A 22,025-nucleotide genomic window follows, 5' to 3' on the forward strand; every position below is an offset into this window, starting at 1 on the left:
CGGCCGCCTATTTTGCAGTCGCCTTTATCAATTTTTTCGAGTTTACTTATTGTAATGCTTCTCTAAGCTCATCTTCTATTTCACTATGATTTAATGGACGATTTTGAGCGTCAAGATGTTCGCGATTAATATGCCATTGCTTATAAATCTCACCATTTTTAATCATAAGAATTCGGTCAGAAAGTCTCACAGCTTCCGCAATATCGTGCGTAACCATAAGCGTGCTCCAGCCGTATTCAGCTTGAAGCTTATTAAGCAAATCTTGCATATCGAATCTAGTAAGAGCATCCAAAGCGCCAAAAGGCTCGTCAAGCAACAATAATTCAGGATTTCTAACTAAAGCTCTTGCTAAAGATACGCGCTGCTGCTGGCCGCCAGAAAGCTGAGATGGCCACTTGTTATCGTAGTCTTCAAGCTGCATTTGGCAAAGCGCTAAATGCGCAATATCCTTAAGCTCTTGGTTACTTGCTTCCATACCAAAAACAACATTTTTGCTCACAGAAAGCCAAGGTATTAATCTGGCGTCCTGGAAACCAATAGCCTGACGACTTGTGGCGTAAATGCTACCTTCAGTAGGAGTAAGAAGTCCTGAAATTATTTTCAAAAGCGTCGTTTTTCCGCAACCGGATCTACCAATAAGCGACACAAATTCGCCCTTTTTAATTCTCATCGTAATGTTTTTCAATACGAAAGAAGAATTAGTTGCAGAATTATCTTCTGTATTTTTACTTTCTGAAGATGCGAAAGAAATACCAAGATTCTCCATACTAACGCAGTAATCACTATCGTTAATATTCGATTCGTAAGTAGATTCTTCCGAAACTTCCGCATTGTGACGCTTATGAAAAATGCTCTTAAACATAGTCGTATTTTAGTTAGGTAATAACGTTTACTTGCTGCAGTCCATTACAGAATCATCCAAATTCTTTGGAGCCTGCTTAATCAAACCGTACTTAACGTATTCCTTGGCTTGAACTTTCATCATTTCCAAGCCTTTAGCGTCGATTGGTCTAATTGTTGGATTATCAAACTTTTCAATCTGCTTAATAATCGTGTCAGACGCACCAAGCTGCTTATAAGCGTTGCCAATAACATTCTTTTCCTTGTGAGACTTCTTTGCTTCGCGCACAAGAGCCTTATACATTTTCTTCACAAGTTCAGGATGTTTCTTAGCAAAGCTTCTAGAAACAATATGAATAGTAACGTTCATATTGCCATACTTCTTAGCGTTTACAAGTAACTTAGAGCCAGGAGTGGTCATAGCTGCTGCAAGATTCTGGTCGAACGAAGAAATTGCGTCAATCTGTCCAGAAGAGAAAGCAGCCTGGAAGTTTTTAGGGCTCATTTCAACTTTGTGAACTTTAGAAACGTCTAAACCGCTTTTATCGAAAGCGCGATGAAGCATGTAGTCGCCGGTGTCGCCATTGTGAATAATAGCAACTTTCTTTCCATACAAGTCTTTTAAGGTTTTTACGCCGCTTTTTGCAGATGCTACAATTCCCTGAGAATCACCATTGTAGTATTCGAGTGCAAAAGCAACCCAAGGCTGACCTTCGGCAATAAGATCAATAAAACGGCCAGTTCCTGTAGTTGTTGCATCTGCGCTACCGCTCATTACTGCAGTAAGTCCATCAACTGGAGTGTAAGGACCAGTGTAAGTGACTTTAGACTTTCCAAACTCTTCCTGCAAGAACTTTTCGTTCTTCAATGTAGTTAAATAGTTTGCTGTAGAAAGATAAGCAACACGCATAGTGCCAGTATCTTCTTTTGTAGAAGACGCGTTGCTTGAAGATTTCTGAGCGCTTCCGCATGAAGCTAGTGCAACTGCTGTGCAAAGAGCACACAATGCGCAAATAGCACGCTTGCTTGCGCTTTTTAATTTGAAATTAACCATAGTTGGCTCCTTTTTTGTGTTTATTATCTTGTGTTTCTTGTTTATTGTGTTTATTTTTAGGAAATTCTTCGTTCTGGCATGAATAAGTATTCGAAAATATTTGCCGTAATTTCGGATCCAAGACCTGCAATTGCGTACATAATTATGCAAGCCATCATCTGATCCGGCCTAAAGAATTGTTGCGCTCTCGAAAGAATATAGCCGATTCCAATAGAAGAATTAACTGTTTCGCAAGTAACTAAAGCAACCCATGCGACGGAAATAGAAAAACGCAATCCAGTCATAAAATTAGCAAGAGTTCCGCGCATAAAAATAGTGGTGAAAATAGTAGATTTTTTAATATGATAAGCCTTAGCTAGTTCAATAAGGCGAGGATCAATATTACGAACACCATCGCGAATATTTACATACATAGGGCCAAAAACGCCCACTGCAATAAGCATAATCTTCATAAGCTCATCAACGCCAAGAAAAATAATAAGAAGAGGAGCTAGAGCAGGGAACGGTATTGAACGTATCATGTGGCTAGGCTTGTTTATTATTGTTTCACCTATTGCGCTTCCTCCAGAAAGAATTCCGGCAGGAAGTGCAAACGCAATACCCAAAAGAAGACCTGCAACAACCCTAAAAATGCTTATTGCAAGAGACGGCCACAGTATTCCCTCATTGTGTAAATCTACGAAAGCTTTAATAACTTCGAATGGGGAAGGAAGAGCGCGGTTTTCAACAGGGCCGAGCGTAATAATAAACCAGCAAAAAACTATAACTATTGTAGAAAGCCAAGCGCTAAAAGATTTTAACGACTTATTTGCTTTCTTATTCGCTTGCTTGCTGTTTGCAATACATTCAGTTTTGCGCTCGCGAAAGTGGATATTCATCCGACATCCCTTCGATAGTACTAGCTATATCAGGTTCGACGGGTATGTTCTCAGCAATATCCGCAAAATCATATGAATGCGTAAGGTTGCACCCCGTGTCAGTTCGCTATTATGGCGCACAGGCATGGACAAAACGTACAAATTCGCGACACGTGAACGTTCTTGGCATAAACACTTGCAAATACAATATAACGTCCATAAAACGCACTAATCTTAAAAGAGTCATCACAACCCATAGGTATAAAGGAGTAGTTGTGGCAGCTATTGAAAGCGTATATGCACGCGAAATTTTGGATTCTCGTGGAAATCCTACTGTTCAGGTTTATTTGGAGACCGAAGATGGCGCTCAGGGTATTGGTTTAGTGCCTTCTGGTGCTTCTACTGGTGAGGCAGAAGCTTGGGAGCGTCGCGATGGCGACAAGTCCCGTTATCAGGGCAAGGGCACGTTGGAAGCTGTTAAGGCTGTCAACGAAGTAATCGCTCCTAAGGTTATCGGCATGGATGCCACCGATCAGCGCGCTCTTGACGAAACAATGATTGAGCTTGATGGCACGCCAAACAAGGGCAAGCTTGGTGCTAACGCAATTCTCGGCGTTTCCCTCGCTGCTCTCTACGCTGCTGCTGAGTCTGCTCAGCTTCCGTTGTACCGCTACATTGGCGGCACCAATGGTCACATTCTTCCAGTTCCAAACATGAACATCATGAACGGTGGTGCTCACGCTGATTTTGCAACCGATATTCAGGAATACATGATTTCTCCATACGGTTTCGCAACCTACAGCGATGCTTTGCGCGCTGGCGTTGAGGTTTATCACACCTTGAAGAACGTTTTGAAGAAGGAAGGCTTGGCTACTGGTCTTGGCGACGAAGGTGGCTTCGCTCCAAAGATGAAGTCCAATGAGGATTCCTTGAAGTACATCATGGATGCAATCGCAGCCGCAGGCTACGAGCCAGGCAAGCAGATTGGTATTTCTCTTGACGTTGCTTCTTCTGAGTTCTACAACAAGGAAACTGGTAAGTATCGTTTCGATGGCGAAGAGCGCGAATCTGCTTACATGCTTGATTACTACGAGAAGCTCATCAACGAGTATCCAATCGTTTCCATTGAAGATCCATTCCAGGAAGAAGGCTGGGATGATTGGGCAGAAATCACCAAGCGTCTTGGTGATCGTTTGCAGTTCGTTGGCGATGATTTGCTCGTCACCAATCCAAAGCGTTTGGCTAAGGGTATTGAGCTTGGTGCAGCTAACTCCTTGCTCGTGAAGTTGAACCAGATTGGTTCCGTCACCGAAACCCTCGACGCTATTGAACTTGCAACCAAGAATGGCTTCACCTCTATGGTTTCTCACCGTTCTGGCGAAACCCCAGACACCACAATTTCTGATCTTGCTGTTGCTAAGAACACCGGCCAGATTAAGACTGGTGCTCCTGCTCGTGGCGAGCGTATTGCTAAGTACAACCGCTTGCTTGAGATTGAGGAAGAGCTTGGTTCTACCGCTCAGTACGCTGGTTACAGTGCATTCAAGGCTTGCAAGAAGTATATGAAGTAACTTTCTACTTTTAAGTAACTTAAATCTTCTTAAGTCTTTAAGTTTAAACGGTCAGTCGTGTTTTCGGCTGGCCGTTTTTTGTAAATATTTTTGAAAAAATCAAGACACGCAAAAAATTTTTTTGAATTTACTTTCATTCTCAGCATAATGGTGATATTTTTGTGAGAAACTCGAAACAGAAGGAGATGTTTCATTATGCGAAAAGTAGCAGTTATCGGTATGGGAAATGTTGGTGCAGCTGTTGCTCACCAGCTTGTTGTTGGTGGTTACGCCGACGAGTTATACCTGTATGACAAGAATGAAGCTAAGGTTAAGGCTGATGCATTGGATTTTGAGGATTCAATGGATAATTTGCCTTTTAACGTAAACATTACCGTCAATGATTACGATGCTTTGAAAGATGTTGAAGTTATCGTAAGTGCTATGGGCAATATTAGACTTTTAGACGTTCCAAATCCTGATCGTTTCGCAGAACTTAAACATAATCGTGTTCAAGTTGAAGAAGTTGGCGCAAAGATTAAAGCTTCTGGCTTCCATGGTGTTTTAGTTGATATTACGAATCCTTGCGACGCTATTTGCCAGCTTTATAAAGAAACAACTGGTCTTCCTTATGAAAAAGTTATTGGCACTGGAACTTTGCTTGATTCTGCAAGACTTCATCGCGCTGTTGGTAAATTCTTCGGAGTGCATCCAAAAGCAGTGAAGGGCTATAGCTTGGGTGAGCATGGCGATTCACAGTTTGTTGCGTGGTCAACAGTTAAGGTTCTTGAACAGCCAATTGCTGAGCTTGCAAAAGAAAAGAATATTGATTTGAACGCTGTTGATGAGGAAACTCGCCAAGGTGGCTTTACTGTGTTCTATGGCAAGAAGTACACGAATTACGGTATTGCTGCCGCTGCAGTTCGTCTAGTTCATGCTGTTCTTTCGGATTCTAAAGAGCAGATGCCTGTTTCGAACTATCGCGAGGAATACCATTCTTATCTTTCTTACCCAGCAATCGTGGGTCGCGAAGGTATTGTAAAGCAGTGCAAGCTTGATCTAACTGAAGAAGAATTGCAAAAGTTGCAGCATTCTGCAGATACGATTTTAAGTAAAGCTCAAGCAAAATAATCTAAAAGTAATATATCGAAATATTATAAAAGTAATCTAACGAAATAATTAGGTAGTAATGGTCAGTTGCTGTTTAGTAACTGACCATTATTATTGTGTTTTTCACGTCGAATACATCAAGTAATTTAGAATGTATGGTTATGAGGAAGCGCCGTACGAAAGCAGCAGGTGAAGAAACACAGTCACCGATGCAGCAGCGTCGACTATTTTCAGGACCGCTTGTTTTTCTACTCATGGTTTTTATAGTTACAGTCGGTTCAATTGAGTGCATTTCTACAGTTAGAAATTATGCTCTAAGTTTGGCCGAACTTCACGCATTGCAGCGCGAAGAAAGTACGTTAAAAGAGCAAAAACGTACACTCGACAATAATATTGAACGCTGGAAAGATAAAGCATATATTGCAGCTCAGGCTCGAGATCGTCTTGGTTTTGTTTTTCCAGGGGAACAGGCAGTTAGAGTGGAGCATCCTGAAGCTGTAACAGGCACATTGCCTAATGCGTTTGCGCAGGAAAATAGCGAAACTAAGAATCGTACTGTTCTACCTTGGTATAGTGATTTGATGTATGCAATACACAAAGCAGACAAGCCAGATAATTTGCCATTGCAATAAAATTACAGTAAAGCTGTGCTGGGAAAAATAAATATGCCAGAAAGTTCAAATATTATGCAAAAAAATGACAATAATCATTACTCTCCAGAAGATGCTGTAAAGCGTTTACTTAAAACGCCAGCAAGCGATGCTGAACGTGCGATTGTTCAGAAGCAGCTTGGAAGGTTTCCGAGGGGAATGGTTGCTGTTGGTGCGCGCTGCGTTTGTGGCCGGCCTCTTGCGGTTATAACAAGGCCGTGTTTGCAAGATGGCACACCATTTCCAACTACTTGCTATTTAACAAGTCCCGAAGCTGTAAAAGCAGTGTCTCATGTAGAGGCAAACGGTCTTATGCGAGAATTTAACGAACTGTTGCAGACGGACGAAGTTATTAAGAAGCAGTATGAGCAGGCGCATAAGTATTATTTGGCATTCCGTCATGCATTGGCTGTTTCGTTGGGAGATAGTGAAGAGCATATTAGCGATATGAGTGCAGGTGGTATGCCTGTGCGCGTGAAATGCTTGCACGCTTTGCTTGCGCAAACCTTGGTAATGGGCAAAGGTGTGAATCCTATTGGTGACATGGTGTTGGAGAGAATTAAGGATGAGTTTGATCCAAACGTGTGCCGTTGCACAACTCCATGGAGCGATGATTGTGATGCTGAAGAAACGGAAGTTGTTGTGGACGAAAAAAATAGTATAAAAAATACTAGAAAAAATGTTGGTAGTAATAGTGCAGAAAAATCTGTGACTGTTGCTGCAATTGATTGTGGAACTAATTCTATTCGTCTTAAAATTGCGCAAGTTTCTGAGCATGGAATGAAAGATATTGTTCCTAGAATGCTTCGCGTTGTTAGACTTGGGCAGGGAATTGACGAAACGCACCGCTTTGCGGATGATGCTTTAGCGCGAGTTCGTGATGCTGCGCACGAATTTGCGCAGGTGTTAAAAGAGCATACGGTTGATGCGATTCGTTTTGTTGCAACTTCGGCTACAAGAGATGCTGAAAATCGTGAAATTTTTGAGCAGATGATGGTTGATGAGCTAGGTGTTCGACCTGAAGTTATTAGTGGTACGGAAGAGGCGTCGCTTAGTTTTCTTGGAGCAACTAGCGTTGTTTCGCGTGATGATTTGCAGCCGCCGTATCTTGTAGTTGACTTAGGCGGAGGCTCTACTGAGCTTGTGCTTGGAGGGGATGGAGAGAGTTTGCCTGCTCACAAGGTTGCTGCAGCATATTCGATGAATGTTGGTTCTGTGCGCATGACTGAACGTCATTTGCATACTGATCCGCCTACTGAAGACGAAATCCAATCTGCAATTGATGACGTTGACAAGCATATTGACGAAGCTTTCAAAGTTGTTCCTGCTGGGCGCGTACGCACTATTATTGGAGTTTCTGGAACTGTTACTACAATGGCCGCATTGACAATGGGCTTGAAGCATTATGATCACTCGGCTGTTGACGGAGTTAAAATTGGGCTTGATCAGGCGTACGCGGTTAATAACCGATTTTTGCGCATGACGCGTGAGCGTAGGCGCTCGTATGCGACGATTCACCCTGGGCGCGTTGATGTTGTTGGCGGCGGAGCTGTGGTGTGGAGTCGCGTGCTTGAGCGTTTGGCAAAAGCTGCGTACGAGGATCATGGTGGGGTGCTGGATACTTTTGTGGCGAGTGAACATGGTTTGCTTGATGGCATTACGCTTGATTTGGGGCGCAGACTACTTGGTTTAGAACGCTGAGTTGAGTGTTTTTGACAAGTGTTTGGTGTAGCTGCATGTTTGACGAGTGTTTAGTAAGTGTGTGTTTGTGTTTTCGCCACGCGCTGGCTTGTTCTTTGCAGTGATGTATGGCATAATAATTGATTGCTGCCTCTGTGGCGGAATTGGCATACGCATCAGACTTAAAATCTGACGCCCTTACGGGCTTGTGGGTCCGAGTCCCACCGGAGGCACGAACAAAGCGCTGTACAGTTTTAGCTGTGCGGCGCTTTTTGATTAACGTTGGGGAATGATGGGTTATTTCGGGTAATCGGCAAAAAAGTGTGTCTATTAGTCGGCGTGTCTTGAGTGAAATATCGCTTTATTGCAGTAGGTTGAATGTGCTATATAGTTTATTAATGTTTGAAGTGATAATAAAACGTACACCTGCAATCCACTCGTTAAATATGCTCTAAACTCTCGTAATCATGAGTGTTAAAGAGTTTTATACATATGATGTTAACGATGGAAGTACAGTACGTCTAAAACGGTTGTATACGCTTGAATACGCGAGTACATGTTTATAAAAATGTCAAGTAATACTAAATGTTAAGCTTTTTTAGCTTAACAACAGAGAGTTTTCCTTGGTATTTCAACGAAAACTCGGGTTTTTAGACACACTTTTTTGCCGATTACCCGTTATTTCGGGGTTATTTCCCAAAATGTGGCGTTATAGGCCAAAAGGGGTTATAGGCCAAAAGTGTGTAAAGCTAAGCTGATGAATATTCTGTGGCATAGTCATAATCCAAACGCTGTTACTAGCTCAGTCAACGAACTGAGAAAGTAACGGTAATCACTCAAACACTGTTACTAACGCAGTCAACCAACTGAGAAAGTAACGGTAATTTGCGAAACATTGTTACTAACGCAGCTAACGAACTGAGAAAATAACGGTCATATGTTACTGGTGCAGTGCACAAACTGCACCAGTAACGAATAATTGCGATTTAGTGTTACTAGCGCAGAACGGCTGCGCATAAGAATACCCACATTCGATATACTACGAGCCTTACTGCTATAAGGGTTATGAGCTTATTTTTTACACACTTTTTGTTCGGGTGGCGAATGTGCAGAAAACAGATTCGATTACCGCAAAACGCTTGTATTGCAATACGTGAGACATGATTTCTTACACACTCTTTGGCCTATAACCCTCTTTATATGTTGGGTCTGTGATGAGTTAATCTGGCAAGACAAGTTATATGCTTAATTCATCTCAAATAATGGTGTAGTGGAAGAAGAAAAAGATGTCTGCTGAAATGTGGATATTGGTAGCTGAGAATGCAAGAAAAGTAGCAATAAATGCTCCGTCACATGGTACGAAAGTAACTACTATCATTGCCGGTTTAGCGCTGGTCGTATCTCTTATTTCTTTAGGATTTTCTATCTATAGTTTTTATCGTTCTCAAAAAGACAAGCATGAAGAAAAAGAAACAAGTCAGGCTAGCAAGATTTCAGGGTGGACTACTGCAAACAGGGAAGAAAAAGTTGTAACCGGTTTAGCGCATCGTTTAACTCTCTTAAACAAATCGGAAGCATCTGTATATAACGTGTACATAACGTATTCATATGAAATTACTACGCTTAACAGTGCAACAAACCCGGTTATGAACACGATAATTTTCCACAAGAACGTGCTTGCTCCCGGACAATATGTACGTAATTTGCCCGTAAAAGAGGAAATAGCAGTTATTCAGTACCATAACGAATACGAGCAGTTGAATTGTCTAAGAAAGGTTCCTGACGCAATTTACAAAGCTTATAAAGAAAATCTCGAATTAATCTATTCGCTCTCTACACCTGTGCGAGGTGATATAGGAATTATATTCACTGATACTGAAGGTATCGTCTGGGCACGCTCTATCACTGGTAAACTAGAAAAACAGGACAATTGGAAGAGTCCAAAAGTTGATTATGAATTAAGAAAATAACCAATACAACTTTAAGTTAGTTTCACGCTATCTATTGTATTGACGATAGGTGGCTTTTACTATGTTCCACTGAAATCTGCCGTATGGATACCAGAAAAGAGCTTTATTGTCGCACGCGTATTATGCTTCAAAATCCTCTCTGCTTTTCTTTGATACATTCCAGTCTTTTGGTAATGAGGAATCCGGCTGAAGGATTTTGATAGTTATTGATGGGTAGATTTGTGCGATTTGGCTGTACTTAGCTTATCGTCGATTTTTGTAACAAGAAAGAACAGCAAAATAATTTTGGTTCTCACGAGTTTGCCATAAGAGCCTACGCGGTCGATACTTTTCATCGAAAGTTTTATCCTTAAACAATCGCGCACACAATTCGAGATTTTTGCTTATCTAGTTTCTCATGTTATGTGTCTGTGCAACTTCTAAACATGTGTCGTCACTCCACATCGACCATACGCCAGGACGCTTCAAACACTCGCATAGAGTAGGGTAGTTTTCAAGAACAAGATCACTGATCTTAACGTGGATTTCACAACAGTCGTAGGAGCCAATAGAAACCTTCTTACGGTCGTTATTTGAATGATATTTTTTCTTCTCTTTTTTTTTTACAAGTTTACTGGAATGACGCGCACATTTTTGGTACACAACCAAATCTTTAAGCAAGCTTGACAGACTCATTGATTTAGGGGATGAAAGGTGTAGACTTGTTGCGGGAATGCCAACATGTTTATATCGTGATGTTCTACAGGGGAGTTGTATGGAACGACGTATTATTTCAATTGATGATTTGATTTTATGGCAGGATAATCCTCGTGTTGAGCACGCACAATCTCAATATGATGAGATAGCAAATATTTATGATATGGGCAGTACTGCTTCTCAAAAGACTTCCCATAGACAGTTAATGAATCTTGCTGAATCTATCGCAGAGAATGGGTATCAGAATACGGTAGAACCAATCCTTGTCACTCAAACAGAGCAAGGATATGTCGTTCGTGACGCAAATAGAAGAATATCGTGTATAAAAATACTGAATAATCCTCAGAAGTATCGCAACATATTAGAAGACAAAGATTATAAACGTATCGAGCAGCTAGTTGAAGCGAACAAGACACGTATACCGAACAAACTTGAAGTTGTTGTATTTCAAGACGATGAAGAGGAAGAGAAAAAATTACGTGAGATTCTCGCGCGTAAACATAATGGTCCTCTTGATGGAGCAGGAACGGTCGAATGGGATTCTCAAGCAAAGGATAGATTCTTCCAACGTAATCAAACATTTACCGATAAACTTGAAGAACCATTCGAGAGCCAGTTCGGTGAAAGCTTAACAAGTTATCTTGGTGGTTCAAACGCTATTACTTCAACTCGTCGCGTTTTTGATGCGCAGCCGATTAGAAAATACTTAGATATTAAAGATGAGGAGAATATTACTCCTGGAGAACTTGATAAAGTCAAGAAGCTCGCTGATGAAGTAAAAGACTATAGCAAGCAGCATAATATTCTCATTTCTCGATTCCATAAAGAAAACTTAGTAGATTTACTTGAAGGCCTAGAGTTTTCTCAAGCGGATGTCACGCCTGGAATCATGGACTTTGCTCGTTTAAATTCACGTGAGGGCAAGGAATTTATTAAGAAACGTATCGTTTCTAGTGACAGGACTCTTGGATCGCTATGGCTAGATGGCGCTGACGTTGACTTTAATAATAAAAATTTTGAAAACATCAATACCATGCTTATTGCATTGCAAAGATTCGGTGGCGTATTTGGTGATGAAGATAACCGACACCTCAAAATGTGGCTTTTAGCTCCCTGCATTAGGGTATTCTTTGAAATGTCCTTACGAGGACTCGCTGATAGCAACCTTAATGGGTTTACTCTTCCGAATGAATCTGTGAGTAAAGAACATAGAAAAAATGTTCAGTATGTTCATGATTTATGGAAAAACGATTTACATTTTTCTACATGGCTTGCAAACAATAACAAGCTTTTTAGCTCATTTAATGAGGCTAAAAGTATTATTAATACAACCGATTTCGCACAGATTGCTGAGAGAAGTAACTTATCTTCCCATAGCTCTATGAAAACACTGGATGAAGCAGATTTACGGAATATGTTTAACGTTGCCGTATTATTCAGTATTCTTAGCGAACAATACGTCGTTTACAAGGAAAACTAGTCTTTTCGTGTTGCACGGCTGGTCAAAACACGTGTTGCCAAGTAACCTAGGAGTATGACCGTTGATAGAGTGACGAATAAACCCACTTCCCCTCTTCGATACCCAGGGGGGAAGGGCAAGATTACACGTTTTATAGATCATCTTCTCGATATCAACTCACTACATGGCACCTATATTGAACCGTTTGCTGGTGGAGCAGGAATTGCTACTAATCTACTCCTGGCTAATAAAGTAGACTCAATTATCATTAATGATAAAGATGATGGAGTCTACTATTTTTGGAACACTCTCGTCACCAACCCTTCCTACCTTATTCGGGCAATAAAAAAAGTTCCTTTTGATTTCTATACAGGATTACACACTGATTTCTCATCAGAGCAAGCACACATTTACTGGCATCGAGTTAATGCACGGTATAAAAGCAATCGATACAGGAATATGCAAGACAAGGCAGTAGATTTTTTCCTTCTTAACCGTATGAATGTTAGTGGCATCATTGATGGTGGTCCTATTGGTGGAATCAATCAGGTAAACCGATATAACATAACCTCTCGTTTTAATAAAAAAACGCTTATCTCTCGTATTGAAGATTTAGCAGATGTAAAATCCCGTATTCACGTAGAAAACATGGAAGCAAGCTTCTTTTTCACAAAACTCAGTGAAGGAAAACTCTGCAATCTTGACGAGTGTTTCGTATTTGCGGATCCCCCTTACTATGAGCAAGGTAAGAATCTTTATACAACTTTCGCATCAGACAGAATTCACGAGCTCGTTGCTGAACAGCTTCTCTCGCATCCACAATGGAAATGGATTCTTACCTATGATGTCGCACAAGAAATTAGTGAATTATATAAAAATCAAGATATACAAACTTTTAACTACAACATTGCATATTCCGCAAATAAGCGTGGACAATACGATGAATTCATGTTTGCTGATACAAGACTCAAAATAGAGTCCTTTGATAATGTTGAATTATCTCCTATCGCACTGACATAGTTCTTCTTACGGTCGTATATAACGAGTCTTCATTTTAGTATGGGCTCAACATGGGTAGATAGGGCATGTTTTCTGCAGCAGTACTTAATATTATTAAGTATTAGATTAACAATCGAGCAGGTACGTAATGATACTGCTACAGCACTTATTCCGCAGGTGCAGGAAGGGTTAGAGCAGTTTCTTACCCCAATATCAGTTGCTCGACAAGCTGTCAAGTCTCTTTACAGCTACAAAAAACCCGATTAGTATACTCGATTTTGGCGCAGGAACAGGTATTTTTGGTGGACTCGTTGCTCAGAGTACGACAATTATATCACAGATTCTAGCTATTAAAAGATAGTCAACTTGCTCAGATATGTGATGAGTTCTAACCGATATTAGTAATCACGTTACTGTTGTGAATAAGTCTCTTGAGGATATGGCTATCACGGATGAGTTTGATCTAGTCATTCTCAATCCCACCTATAAAAAATCTCTCCCATACAGGTTGAAACCCTGTGCGGGTCAGTTAAAGTGTCTAACCTTTACACATATTTTCTTGTTCGTGCAGCAGATGCTCTTACTTACGGCGGTGAATGTGTTGCCATTATTTCACGCTCGTGGATGAATGGAGACTATTTTAAAGATTTTCGTAAATGGCTACTGTGTTATTTTTCTATTGATGCTCTAGCAGTGTATGCGTCGCGTAAAGAGCATTTTAAAGATATGGATATACTCCAAGAAATAAGCTCATTAAGATTTCTCGATCACAGCAGGCATCACGTATTACCGTTTACCCTCACGCTAACACATTCGATGATTTTGGACACCAGAAGAAAGAATCTTACACACTGAAAAGTCTGCTGATGGGGACAGATAAGATACTTTGTATTCAGCAAACAAATCCAAAATTAGAAAAGCTTTCCACGTTAGTAGAGCAAGGATTATGGATATCTACTGGAAAACTTGTCTGGTTCAGAAACAGAGACATACTGTTCAGAAACCATGTTGAAGGCTCATACCCGCTGTATTGGAGTGATAACCAAAACGGTGGAATTACTCATGATCCTGTTACTACTGATCGTGAACAATGGGTCACGAGTGAAGCACAAGATCGTCACGTTATACTCCCACAAGGTAGTTATTGTCTTGTTAATCGTTTCTCTTCAAAAGAGCAAGCGCATCGTATTTATGTATCCTATATTCATACTGATAAGAAGTTTGTTGTCGATAACAGACTCAACTACATTCACCAAGGAACATAGGACAAACAATCCCCATCGATGATGCGATAGTGCGAGGAATTACACTATGGATGCCATCAAGCATCATTGATGAATGGTATAGGCAAGTATCTGGAAGTACACGGGTCAATGCAACAGACTTACGTCAAATCCCATGTTTGAGTATAGAGCAACTCATACTTCTTGCAAGCAGAGTAAAAGTCATAGACAATCTCAACCATGATACTATCGACAAGGAAGTTGAAAGGATTCTCGATGAGTGATATTCGAATCGTGAACGAAGCTATAAAAATTCTTAGAATATTTGAACTGGACACGATCAAATAAACGATAGAAGCGCTATGACACTTCTTGCGTTACTCCAACTCGGTGAAAACGATAACTGGGAAGATGAAACGAATTTACTACTTGGTACACGTGTCATCATGGACTGGATTCGAGACGAATACGGTGTTGATTGCAAATCAAATAGTTGTGAAATGATTCGTCGGTTCACACTTCATCAATTCATGCTTGCATGTATCGTTGAATAAAATCCAGATAACTCAGAACGTTCAATCAACTCGCTAAAACGGAACTATCGTATTACTTATGAAGCCCTTGACGTTATTCACTGATACGGTAGACCAAGCTTTAAAAGGATGGTGGATGCTTTTATCAAGAGATATACATCGTACGAATCTCGTGTAGAGCAGCATCTTGGTATGCTCAAAACACCAGTGCGCTTGCCGCCAGGCGGAACGCTCGAACTTTCTGCAGGAGGTCAGTCAGTTCTCATTCGTAGCATTGTAGAAGAGCTCCTTCCACGTTTTTGCACCAGGCAGTGACGTTGCTTATATTGATGATACAGATCATCGGCATGGCGTTATTGATGAAGATCTCTTAGACTATTTAGATATTCATTTAGTTCCTCATGTAAAAGCTCCTGATGTTATCGTATGGTATCCTCATCGTGAATGGTTGTTTCTTATTGAGGCGGCAAGTACGCATGGTTCAGTAGATATAACTAGGAAAGATGAGCTACACGCCATTTTTAATCATTTGTGGTACAGAGTAGTTCTCATTTTTGCTTTCCCGAGTAGAAAAATTATGCAGCACTATCTAGCAGATCTCGCATGGGAAACAGAGCATGGTGTGCAGATACACCAGACCATATGATGCACCTCAATGGAACACGCTTCATGGGGTCTTACGCACAGTTTGAGTAATAGAAAAATAGGGAGTATGAAAAAATGAATGATGATGATTTTTCAAAAAGCGTACGTTTCTTTAAAAAGTACGTAATAATCCAGTCACTGTCATGGTGTGGTAGTATCTGGAATAGTCGCATGCAAAGGTTTAATATGGAAGACTTTTAACTATGTTGTTTTTTGGGTAACGCTTATCGCTGCCATTATCTTTATCGTGACACTTATCATCAGATTTACCTACCCGCGATACACGCGCAGCTATCTGATTACAGGGTTAGTAGCACTCTTGCTATTCTCTGCTGTATATCCCTTTTATGATTCGAGCATTGAGACTTTAGCGACGTTCTGGATTCTTATTCAAATACTGATTTCTGATAAAGCAATAGAAGCTTATCGCAACTTTTCACAAGAGTTTTGGTTTTATAAACTTAATGATAAAGGTAAACAAAGCATTAGTGTTATGAATATATTTGGCACAATGTTCTATGTTTTACTCTACCTAGAAGCCAATAACCATACAGTATAGTGGATTTTCCGACACAGTCTGAAGGAGAAAGCAGGCCAATACCTAAAGTGCCTCATACTATCAGCATGTTTAATTTGCATAATGATAGGAATAGGGAATATAGTAACCCATCTATGGCGAATCTCTTTTTGTATCACAGAAGAGTCAGAAAAACTCTCGAAAAAATTAACTGAACAACAAAAAGAATATTACAAGAGAGAATTGGACTAGAAGTATTATACAACTGTTTTAACGTTTCAACGTGTTGTACACGGTTTTAACTGAAATATGAAACTGTTCAGCAATCTGCTTCACTGTTAATGTTCTACTCTCATACATCTTCTTTATCGCTTTAACTTGAGTAGGAGAGAGCTTCACAGGGCGCACGCACATATAGTCTTACCACTACGCATGACTACTAGCCTTCCTTGGTAATATTTGTGTCAGTGTCTGGTGAATATTCGAGGATGTCGCCTGGTTGGCAGTTGAGTTCGTGGCAGAGTGCTTCCAGGGTACTGAAGCGTATAGCGCTGATGTGTCCGTTTTTGAGTTTGAGCAGGTTCACGTTCGTGATACCTACTTTATCGGCGAGATCTTTGAGAGAGTTTTACGGTCTGCCATGACATGATCAAGTCTTAAAATAATGCGTCCCATAATAGTGTTTCTTTAGAGAGTCTCGTCGGATTGTGTTTGCAGTTCACGCGCGTAATCAAACGTTAAAAGTAACGCGATAAAAGTAATAACCTCGAAAATGGTGGCGAGGAAATTACCGTCGAGCAAGGTGAAGAACGCTGCGATAACAGCAATGGTGATAAGTTCTTGGCGAAGTTTCACGAGTAAAATGTGAATATCTGGTTGCGATACGATTAAACGTTTTATACAGCAGGTTAAAGAACATGAACATAAGAATCAGGACGAGTGCTACCAAAATCAGTATGCTCATAATCCCTACAGGAGTCATTAACAGATCTTGTGTTTTCACAGTCAACCAGAAGATCCGCGTGGTTCTCAGGAAAGCATTCGTAAAGATTTCCTGATGCAACACAAGATAAGCCACCATCCCAACAATGAAAAGACCTCTACAAATACCGGTGATGACTTGCAAGACTCGTGCAACAATAGACAAGATTTTGCATAAGGTTTTTTTAATAGTGCAATATTATGAGATTCACTCATCAGAGTTCTTTTTCCAAAACATTTAAACATTAACAAGTTAATGCAATGCGATAACTATAATACACAATGTTATCGCCTGTTAATAACAACATATGAGTGAATGTGGTATTTGTGCTCAAAGATGAGCGGATAAAAAATTGACATTTGCGGATATTTCGAATAATGTGTGTAGTGGGAAAGGAATAATCATGGCTACAACACTTGCAATGTCACAAGCGGAAACGTACTTCCCAGATGACACACACAGCACTACAACACGTGATATAGAAAAAGCTTTTAGGGATATTGTTGAGCAGAAAGATTTTCCTGTTGCAACACTAAACCTGCCAGAGCATGATCCGATTCCACTCAATCGTGAGCTTGGACAAATCCTCTACCAAGTAGCTCAACAGCTATCAAATAATAAAGCGATTATGGTCGCTCCTATTGAAATGGAATTAACAACTCAAGAAGCAGCTGATTTACTCAACATGAGTAGACCGACATTTATCAAGCTCATTGAAACAGAAAAGATTCCTCACACTCTGGTTGGTCGTCACCGTCGAGTCTTGCTGAAAGACATTGAAGAATATGCTAAAGAACGTCACGAAGCATTTAACGCAGCAATGAACGAGATAGCACAAACAGAAGATCCTGAACTTACCCGTCACAATCCACTTATTAAGAGGTAAAAGGTGAGTTTTCCAGTATTCTTTGACACATGCGCCTTATATGGTGAAGTGTATTGCGACTTATTCCTCACACTAGCAGAGGAACGTTTGTTTACACCATATTGGTCGAGTGGTGTACTTGACGAATTACAACGTGTCGTCAAAGACACGAAACCATACGTCAATATTGATAAGCGTATTGACGCAATGTGCGAGTTCTTTCCTGACTCAACGATTACTGGTTACGAGGGTTTGATTGAAGACATGACATGTGATGAAGGAGATCGACATGTGCTGGCCGCAGCACATGTCTCTCCAGCACATACGCTAGTGACCTTTAACATCAAAGATTTCCCTAAATCTTCTTTAATTCCTTTGAATATGAGTGTTAAGCATCCTGATGAATTTCTCCTCGATATTCTTGATATCGACAAGAAACGTGTAGCCAGAGCGTGCGCTTATCGACTGACGCAATATAAGAACAAGCCTCATATTGCCGCAGAATACGAAGATTTCCTTAAAGAAGATACGCCACAATTTGCAGCAGCAATCCGCCCCTTAATAGAGGTACTGCAATAGTGAGAGCTTTTGATCCAAGTAGATATCTCACGACTCCAGAAGAAATGACTGCATATATTGATGGAATAATCAAAATTTGTGATATGAGTATATTTCTAGCAGCCATTGACGATGTTGCCAGAACACAAGGAAAAAGCAGCATCACTGAAAACCTATGAACGAACCCTAGTTTTTGAAACAATAATAAAAGTACTCAATACATTGGGAATACAGATGAAAGTTCATCCAATTGAAACGTTCGAAAAAGAGCACGAACATTCAAAGAACTATGATAAAGAATAAGCCTTTGATCTGCATCTCCTTAACTAGCAGATCAAAAAATAAGGCGGCTATGGGCTCACACACTGATCATGTGGGAGTCTTTACTATTTTGTACGCATATTTTGGGAAATAACCTGATTTTACGCTCTCTCGTATTGCATGAAATAGACGCTCTTACAAAACTTATGCGGAAGTTGGCGTACCGTCAGCTCCCGCTTACACACTTATGTCGACAGCGTGTGATTACATAGTTGTAGATATGATAGTTTAGCAATTTTGAACCCCGGCTTTGGCTGGGGTTCATTGCGTATAAGAGAAAATGCGAATGATATTGAGAAATAATATCGTTCCTGTATTTAGAGGAGGCTTAGAAAGTGCATAATCATAACGGTGTAACTTCAACTAACGGCATTGATTCATACTCAATAAGCGACAATACCAACGCAAGCACAGGTACCAGCACCACCACCAACGCCAACGAAGCTTCTCAAGCTGCCGCAATCCACGCAAGTCACACCCACCAGCACCGCTTACTTCTTACTCTTTCTATTACTTCAATCGTATTTTTTGCCGAAGTAATCGGCTCTTTCCTCACGAATTCTCTTTCGCTTCTTATTGACGCAGGCCATATGCTTACGGATATTTCCGTTCTTGCAGCTTCAACTGTTACTGCAATTCTTATGCGTCGTCGTCCAAGTAGTAAGCGCACGTGGGGTTGGGCTCGTCTTGAGGTTATTACTGCTGCAGCCGGTGCTATTATTTTGCTAATTGTTGGCGTATATGCTCTTGTTGAGGCTGGAATGCGTCTTTTTGGAAGTGGCCACCAAGGCATTCATGATGTAAATCAACTGCTTTTCTTCGGCATACTCGGCCTTGCTGCAAACCTTGCTTCGCTTGTAATTCTTATGTCTCAATCGCAAGACAACATGAATATGCGAGCCGCATTCCTTGAGGTTATGAATGACGCTTTGGGTTCTGTGGCGGTTGTAATTTCCGCAATTGTTATGATGAGCACTGGTTGGGCTGGTTTTGATGCTATTGCCGGCGCGATTATTGCTATTCTTATGATTCCGCGCGCTCTGAAGTTATTGAAGAATGCTGTTAAGGTTCTTCTTGAACAGACTCCAGAAGGGCTTGATTTAGATAAAGTTCGTGAGCATTTAGAGCATGTGCCGCATGTTCTTGCTGTTCATGATTTGCACGCAAGCACTGTTTCTACTGGCATGCCAATTTTTATGGCTCACGTAGTTGTGGAGCCGAACATTACTATGGCTCAATGCGCTCAGGTGCTTTCCCAGCTTCAGGATTGCTTGCGTGAGCATTTTCCTGTTTCTGTTTCGCACACTACTTTCCAGTTGGAGCCTGAAGGCTATACCACTTCTAGTTCTTCTGAGCATCACGAGTAATATTTGAAGCTTGGTTATTATTTAACTGTGTTGCATTCGTTTTTGAAGTAAAGTGTAAATATGCCCTTAAAAGAATTAATTGATAATCCACACAGTGAGCGTGTGCGTAGGCTTGTAGCGTTGAGTCGAGGCAACTCGCATGCTTCTAAGCGTTTTTTGGTTGAAGGTCCTCAAAGTGTTCGTGAGGCTGTTCGTTACGCTTCAGATTCAATAAGTGATATTTACGTTACTAAAGAGGTTTGCGTTAACAATGAAGAAGATGCTAATCAATCTTCTTCTTTGCAAGAAATTATTAAAGAAGCGTTATCTAAAGATTTATATGTTCATCCTGTTGAATCAAGTATTATGCAAAAAATAAGTTCTGATTCGCAAGGAATTGTTGCTGTTAGCGATGCGCAATTTTTAGATGAGATTTACGTAGGTGAGTTTAATAATTTGCAAAAGTCTGTTAGTACAGAAAACTTTGTGAATGCAGAAGGCTCTGAGCGCGCAGGCAATACAAATAATCCTCTTTTGATTGCAGCTTGCTGGCAGGTAAGAGATCCTGGTAATGCGGGTGCGATTATTCGCGTTGCAGATGTTGCAGGCTGCGATGCTGTTGTTTTTGTTGACGATTGCGTAAGTCGTTGGAATTCTAAGCTTGTGCGTTCGACTGCTGGCTCACTATTTCATCTTCCTGTAGTGCAATTAAGCGTTCAAGACTGGTTTAGTTATGTTAAAAAATCAAATATTCGCGTTATTGCAGCGGATATTTACGGAACTGATCAGCTGAAACCTGTGCCTTTTCCAAAGATTCTTGCAAATACTGAGCTTACCAGCTCTTCTTTAGCAATCTTATTTGGCAACGAAGCCCGTGGTCTTCCTCAAGAAATATTGCAGCAAGTTGACAATATTTCAATTATCCCAATCTACGGTAAAGCGGAATCAATGAACCTTGCAACAAGCGCAGCAGTAATGCTTATGGGCTTGGCTATGTCTAGTCATGAGCGAAAAATATAGCTTTGGGCAGTATTTTTAACAGTGTATAGAACATAATGAAACATGTGGATACGCGTAATACAGATAGGAAGGGTGCTGTGACCGATAATAAGCCATTCGACGTTAAAGCTGTAACTCAAGCAGTCAAAGAAGGTATTGCTCGTGCTGCTGCAGCTCAGAACATGGACGAGTTAAAGGCGGTGAAAACTCAATATGCTGGTGCTCAGTCAGTGATGACTCTTGCGAGCAAGGCTATTGGTTCACTTCCTGCAGATCAAAAGAAGGAAGTTGGCAAAGTAATGTCAACTTTGCGAGCTGATTTTGGACGTGCCTTTGCTCAGGCTTCGGAGCGTGTTAAATCTGCTGAAGAAGCACGTATGCTTTCTGCTGAAACGGTTGATATGACTCTTCCGGTGAATCGCAAACCTCTTGGTGCTCGTCATCCGATAGCTCGTATTATTGAAGATTTTGAAGACTTCTTCGTTTCTATGGGTTGGCAAATTTCTGCAGGTCCAGAAGTTGAAACTGAATGGTTTGATTTCGACGCGTTGAATTTTGGTCCAGATCATCCTGCTCGCCAAATGCAAGATACTTTCTACGTTCAGGGAAATCAAGCCAAGGATGCTGCAGGCTTTGTTGGTTCAAACATGGTTTTGCGCACGCAGACTTCTTCTGATCAGGTTCGCGCATTAATTGAGCGTGGAGTTCCTCTTTATATTGCTTCACCTGGTCGCGTATTCCGCACAGATGAGCTTGATGCAACTCACACTCCAGTATTCCACCAGTGTGAAGCTTTAGCTGTAGATAAGAACTTGACGATGGCTGACTTAAAGGGCGTTCTTGACCGTTTGGCTGTTGCAATGTTTGGTCCAGACGCTAAAAGCCGTTTGCGTCCTAGCTACTTCCCATTTACTGAGCCTAGCGCTGAGCTTGATTTGTGGTTCCCAGATAAAAAGGGTGGCCCAGGTTGGATTGAATGGGGTGGCTGCGGTATGGTCAACCCAAATGTTTTGAAGTCTGCAGGTTTAGATCCGCAAGTTTACACTGGCTTCGCTTTTGGTGTTGGTTTGGAACGCACTTTGCTGCTTCGTCACGATATTAACGATATGCATGATTTGGTTGAAGGCGATAAGCGCTTCGCACAACAGTTTGTAATGGGGGAGTAAAACTC

General features: G+C 40.9%; 23 protein-coding genes, 1 tRNA gene and 1 riboswitch. Of the genes, 17 read left to right on the forward strand and 7 right to left on the reverse strand.

Annotation, left to right across the window (positions count from 1 at the left end; translation table 11 throughout):
- Positions 1–46: 46 nt before the first annotated feature.
- The 3 genes from ACJV7B_RS01095 to ACJV7B_RS01105 form a co-directional block, all read right to left on the reverse strand.
- On the reverse strand, positions 47–862 hold the full coding sequence (locus tag ACJV7B_RS01095; RefSeq protein ID WP_419388743.1) for an ABC transporter ATP-binding protein: 816 nt from the start codon (positions 860–862) through the stop codon (positions 47–49).
- Positions 863–889: 27 nt separating this feature from the next.
- Entirely contained in the window at positions 890–1,894 is a 1,005-nt protein-coding gene (locus tag ACJV7B_RS01100) for an ABC transporter substrate-binding protein (protein WP_419388744.1), read from the reverse strand.
- Positions 1,895–1,950: 56 nt separating this feature from the next.
- The gene (locus tag ACJV7B_RS01105; RefSeq protein WP_419388745.1) at positions 1,951–2,772 is read right to left on the reverse strand and encodes an ABC transporter permease; all 822 of its coding nucleotides are present in this window, start codon (positions 2,770–2,772) and stop codon (positions 1,951–1,953) included.
- Positions 2,762–2,878, reverse strand: a riboswitch (TPP riboswitch). Its footprint overlaps the gene before it by 11 nt.
- A 148-nt stretch (positions 2,879–3,026) precedes the next feature.
- Between ACJV7B_RS01105 and eno the strand changes: the two genes are divergently transcribed.
- The 6 genes from eno (at position 3,027) to ACJV7B_RS01135 (ending at position 9,711) form a co-directional block, all read left to right on the forward strand.
- Positions 3,027–4,322 carry a phosphopyruvate hydratase gene (gene eno, locus ACJV7B_RS01110; protein ID WP_004111411.1) on the forward strand — a complete coding sequence of 432 codons (1,296 nt, stop codon included), beginning with the start codon at positions 3,027–3,029 and terminating at the stop codon, positions 4,320–4,322.
- A gap of 195 nt (positions 4,323–4,517) precedes the next feature.
- Positions 4,518–5,432, forward strand: coding sequence for an L-lactate dehydrogenase (locus ACJV7B_RS01115; RefSeq protein ID WP_004128103.1), 915 nt, complete (start codon positions 4,518–4,520; stop codon positions 5,430–5,432).
- A gap of 134 nt (positions 5,433–5,566) precedes the next feature.
- A complete protein-coding gene (locus ACJV7B_RS01120; protein WP_004128105.1) occupies positions 5,567–6,043 on the forward strand; it encodes an FtsB family cell division protein in 477 nt (158 codons plus the stop codon).
- A 54-nt stretch (positions 6,044–6,097) separates the two neighbouring features.
- Positions 6,098–7,762: a DUF501 domain-containing protein gene (locus ACJV7B_RS01125; protein ID WP_419388805.1), complete on the forward strand. Its 1,665-nt coding sequence runs from the start codon at positions 6,098–6,100 to the stop codon at positions 7,760–7,762.
- A gap of 128 nt (positions 7,763–7,890) precedes the next feature.
- A tRNA-Leu gene (locus ACJV7B_RS01130) sits at positions 7,891–7,974 on the forward strand.
- 1,053 nt (positions 7,975–9,027) lie between these two features.
- Positions 9,028–9,711 carry a hypothetical protein gene (locus tag ACJV7B_RS01135; protein WP_419388746.1) on the forward strand — a complete coding sequence of 228 codons (684 nt, stop codon included), beginning with the start codon at positions 9,028–9,030 and terminating at the stop codon, positions 9,709–9,711.
- Between the two features lie 387 nt (positions 9,712–10,098).
- On the opposite strand, the gene ACJV7B_RS01140 is transcribed toward ACJV7B_RS01135, so the two are convergent.
- Positions 10,099–10,386 (reverse strand): hypothetical protein, encoded by a 288-nt coding sequence (locus ACJV7B_RS01140; RefSeq protein WP_419388747.1) that lies wholly within the window; start codon positions 10,384–10,386, stop codon positions 10,099–10,101.
- Between the two features lie 79 nt (positions 10,387–10,465).
- On the opposite strand from ACJV7B_RS01140, the gene ACJV7B_RS01145 reads away from it, so the two are divergent.
- The 6 genes from ACJV7B_RS01145 (at position 10,466) to ACJV7B_RS01170 (ending at position 15,267) form a co-directional block, all read left to right on the forward strand.
- Positions 10,466–11,887 carry a hypothetical protein gene (locus tag ACJV7B_RS01145; RefSeq protein ID WP_419388748.1) on the forward strand — a complete coding sequence of 474 codons (1,422 nt, stop codon included), beginning with the start codon at positions 10,466–10,468 and terminating at the stop codon, positions 11,885–11,887.
- Between the two features lie 54 nt (positions 11,888–11,941).
- Positions 11,942–12,886 (forward strand): DNA adenine methylase, encoded by a 945-nt coding sequence (locus ACJV7B_RS01150; RefSeq protein WP_419388749.1) that lies wholly within the window; start codon positions 11,942–11,944, stop codon positions 12,884–12,886.
- Between the two features lie 513 nt (positions 12,887–13,399).
- Positions 13,400–13,720: an Eco57I restriction-modification methylase domain-containing protein gene (locus ACJV7B_RS01155; RefSeq protein ID WP_419388750.1), complete on the forward strand. Its 321-nt coding sequence runs from the start codon at positions 13,400–13,402 to the stop codon at positions 13,718–13,720.
- A gap of 11 nt (positions 13,721–13,731) precedes the next feature.
- Positions 13,732–14,130 carry a hypothetical protein gene (locus ACJV7B_RS01160; protein WP_419388751.1) on the forward strand — a complete coding sequence of 133 codons (399 nt, stop codon included), beginning with the start codon at positions 13,732–13,734 and terminating at the stop codon, positions 14,128–14,130.
- A 320-nt stretch (positions 14,131–14,450) separates the two neighbouring features.
- Positions 14,451–14,642, forward strand: a complete 192-nt coding sequence (locus tag ACJV7B_RS01165; RefSeq protein WP_419388752.1) for a hypothetical protein — start codon at positions 14,451–14,453, stop codon at positions 14,640–14,642.
- A gap of 334 nt (positions 14,643–14,976) precedes the next feature.
- Positions 14,977–15,267 carry a BsuBI/PstI family type II restriction endonuclease gene (locus ACJV7B_RS01170; protein WP_419388806.1) on the forward strand — a complete coding sequence of 97 codons (291 nt, stop codon included), beginning with the start codon at positions 14,977–14,979 and terminating at the stop codon, positions 15,265–15,267.
- A 786-nt stretch (positions 15,268–16,053) separates the two neighbouring features.
- Here ACJV7B_RS01170 and ACJV7B_RS01175 read toward each other — a convergent pair.
- The 3 genes from ACJV7B_RS01175 to ACJV7B_RS01185 all read right to left on the reverse strand — a co-directional run bounded on the left by ACJV7B_RS01175 (position 16,054) and on the right by ACJV7B_RS01185 (position 16,638).
- Positions 16,054–16,197: a helix-turn-helix domain-containing protein gene (locus ACJV7B_RS01175; protein WP_419388753.1), complete on the reverse strand. Its 144-nt coding sequence runs from the start codon at positions 16,195–16,197 to the stop codon at positions 16,054–16,056.
- 25 nt (positions 16,198–16,222) lie between these two features.
- Positions 16,223–16,369: a helix-turn-helix domain-containing protein gene (locus ACJV7B_RS01180; protein WP_419388754.1), complete on the reverse strand. Its 147-nt coding sequence runs from the start codon at positions 16,367–16,369 to the stop codon at positions 16,223–16,225.
- Positions 16,370–16,470: 101 nt separating this feature from the next.
- Complete coding sequence (locus ACJV7B_RS01185; protein WP_419388755.1) at positions 16,471–16,638, reverse strand: hypothetical protein; 168 nt, start codon at positions 16,636–16,638, stop codon at positions 16,471–16,473.
- A 530-nt stretch (positions 16,639–17,168) separates the two neighbouring features.
- Here ACJV7B_RS01185 and ACJV7B_RS01190 point away from each other — a divergent pair.
- The 5 genes from ACJV7B_RS01190 to pheS all read left to right on the forward strand — a co-directional run bounded on the left by ACJV7B_RS01190 (position 17,169) and on the right by pheS (position 22,020).
- Positions 17,169–17,651, forward strand: a complete 483-nt coding sequence (locus ACJV7B_RS01190; protein ID WP_419388756.1) for a helix-turn-helix domain-containing protein — start codon at positions 17,169–17,171, stop codon at positions 17,649–17,651.
- 3 nt (positions 17,652–17,654) lie between these two features.
- Positions 17,655–18,209, forward strand: coding sequence for a PIN domain-containing protein (locus ACJV7B_RS01195; protein WP_419388757.1), 555 nt, complete (start codon positions 17,655–17,657; stop codon positions 18,207–18,209).
- 686 nt (positions 18,210–18,895) lie between these two features.
- Entirely contained in the window at positions 18,896–19,876 is a 981-nt protein-coding gene (locus ACJV7B_RS01205) for a cation diffusion facilitator family transporter (RefSeq protein WP_410314534.1), read from the forward strand.
- Positions 19,877–19,936: 60 nt separating this feature from the next.
- Positions 19,937–20,875 carry a TrmH family RNA methyltransferase gene (locus tag ACJV7B_RS01210; RefSeq protein ID WP_419388759.1) on the forward strand — a complete coding sequence of 313 codons (939 nt, stop codon included), beginning with the start codon at positions 19,937–19,939 and terminating at the stop codon, positions 20,873–20,875.
- A 35-nt stretch (positions 20,876–20,910) separates the two neighbouring features.
- The gene (gene pheS / locus ACJV7B_RS01215) at positions 20,911–22,020 is read left to right on the forward strand and encodes a phenylalanine--tRNA ligase subunit alpha (RefSeq protein WP_410314291.1); all 1,110 of its coding nucleotides are present in this window, start codon (positions 20,911–20,913) and stop codon (positions 22,018–22,020) included.
- Positions 22,021–22,025: the final 5 nt, after the last annotated feature.

The sequence above is a fragment of the Gardnerella bretellae genome (assembly GCF_048545135.1).
GTDB classification, from domain to species: domain Bacteria; phylum Actinomycetota; class Actinomycetes; order Actinomycetales; family Bifidobacteriaceae; genus Bifidobacterium; species Bifidobacterium greenwoodii.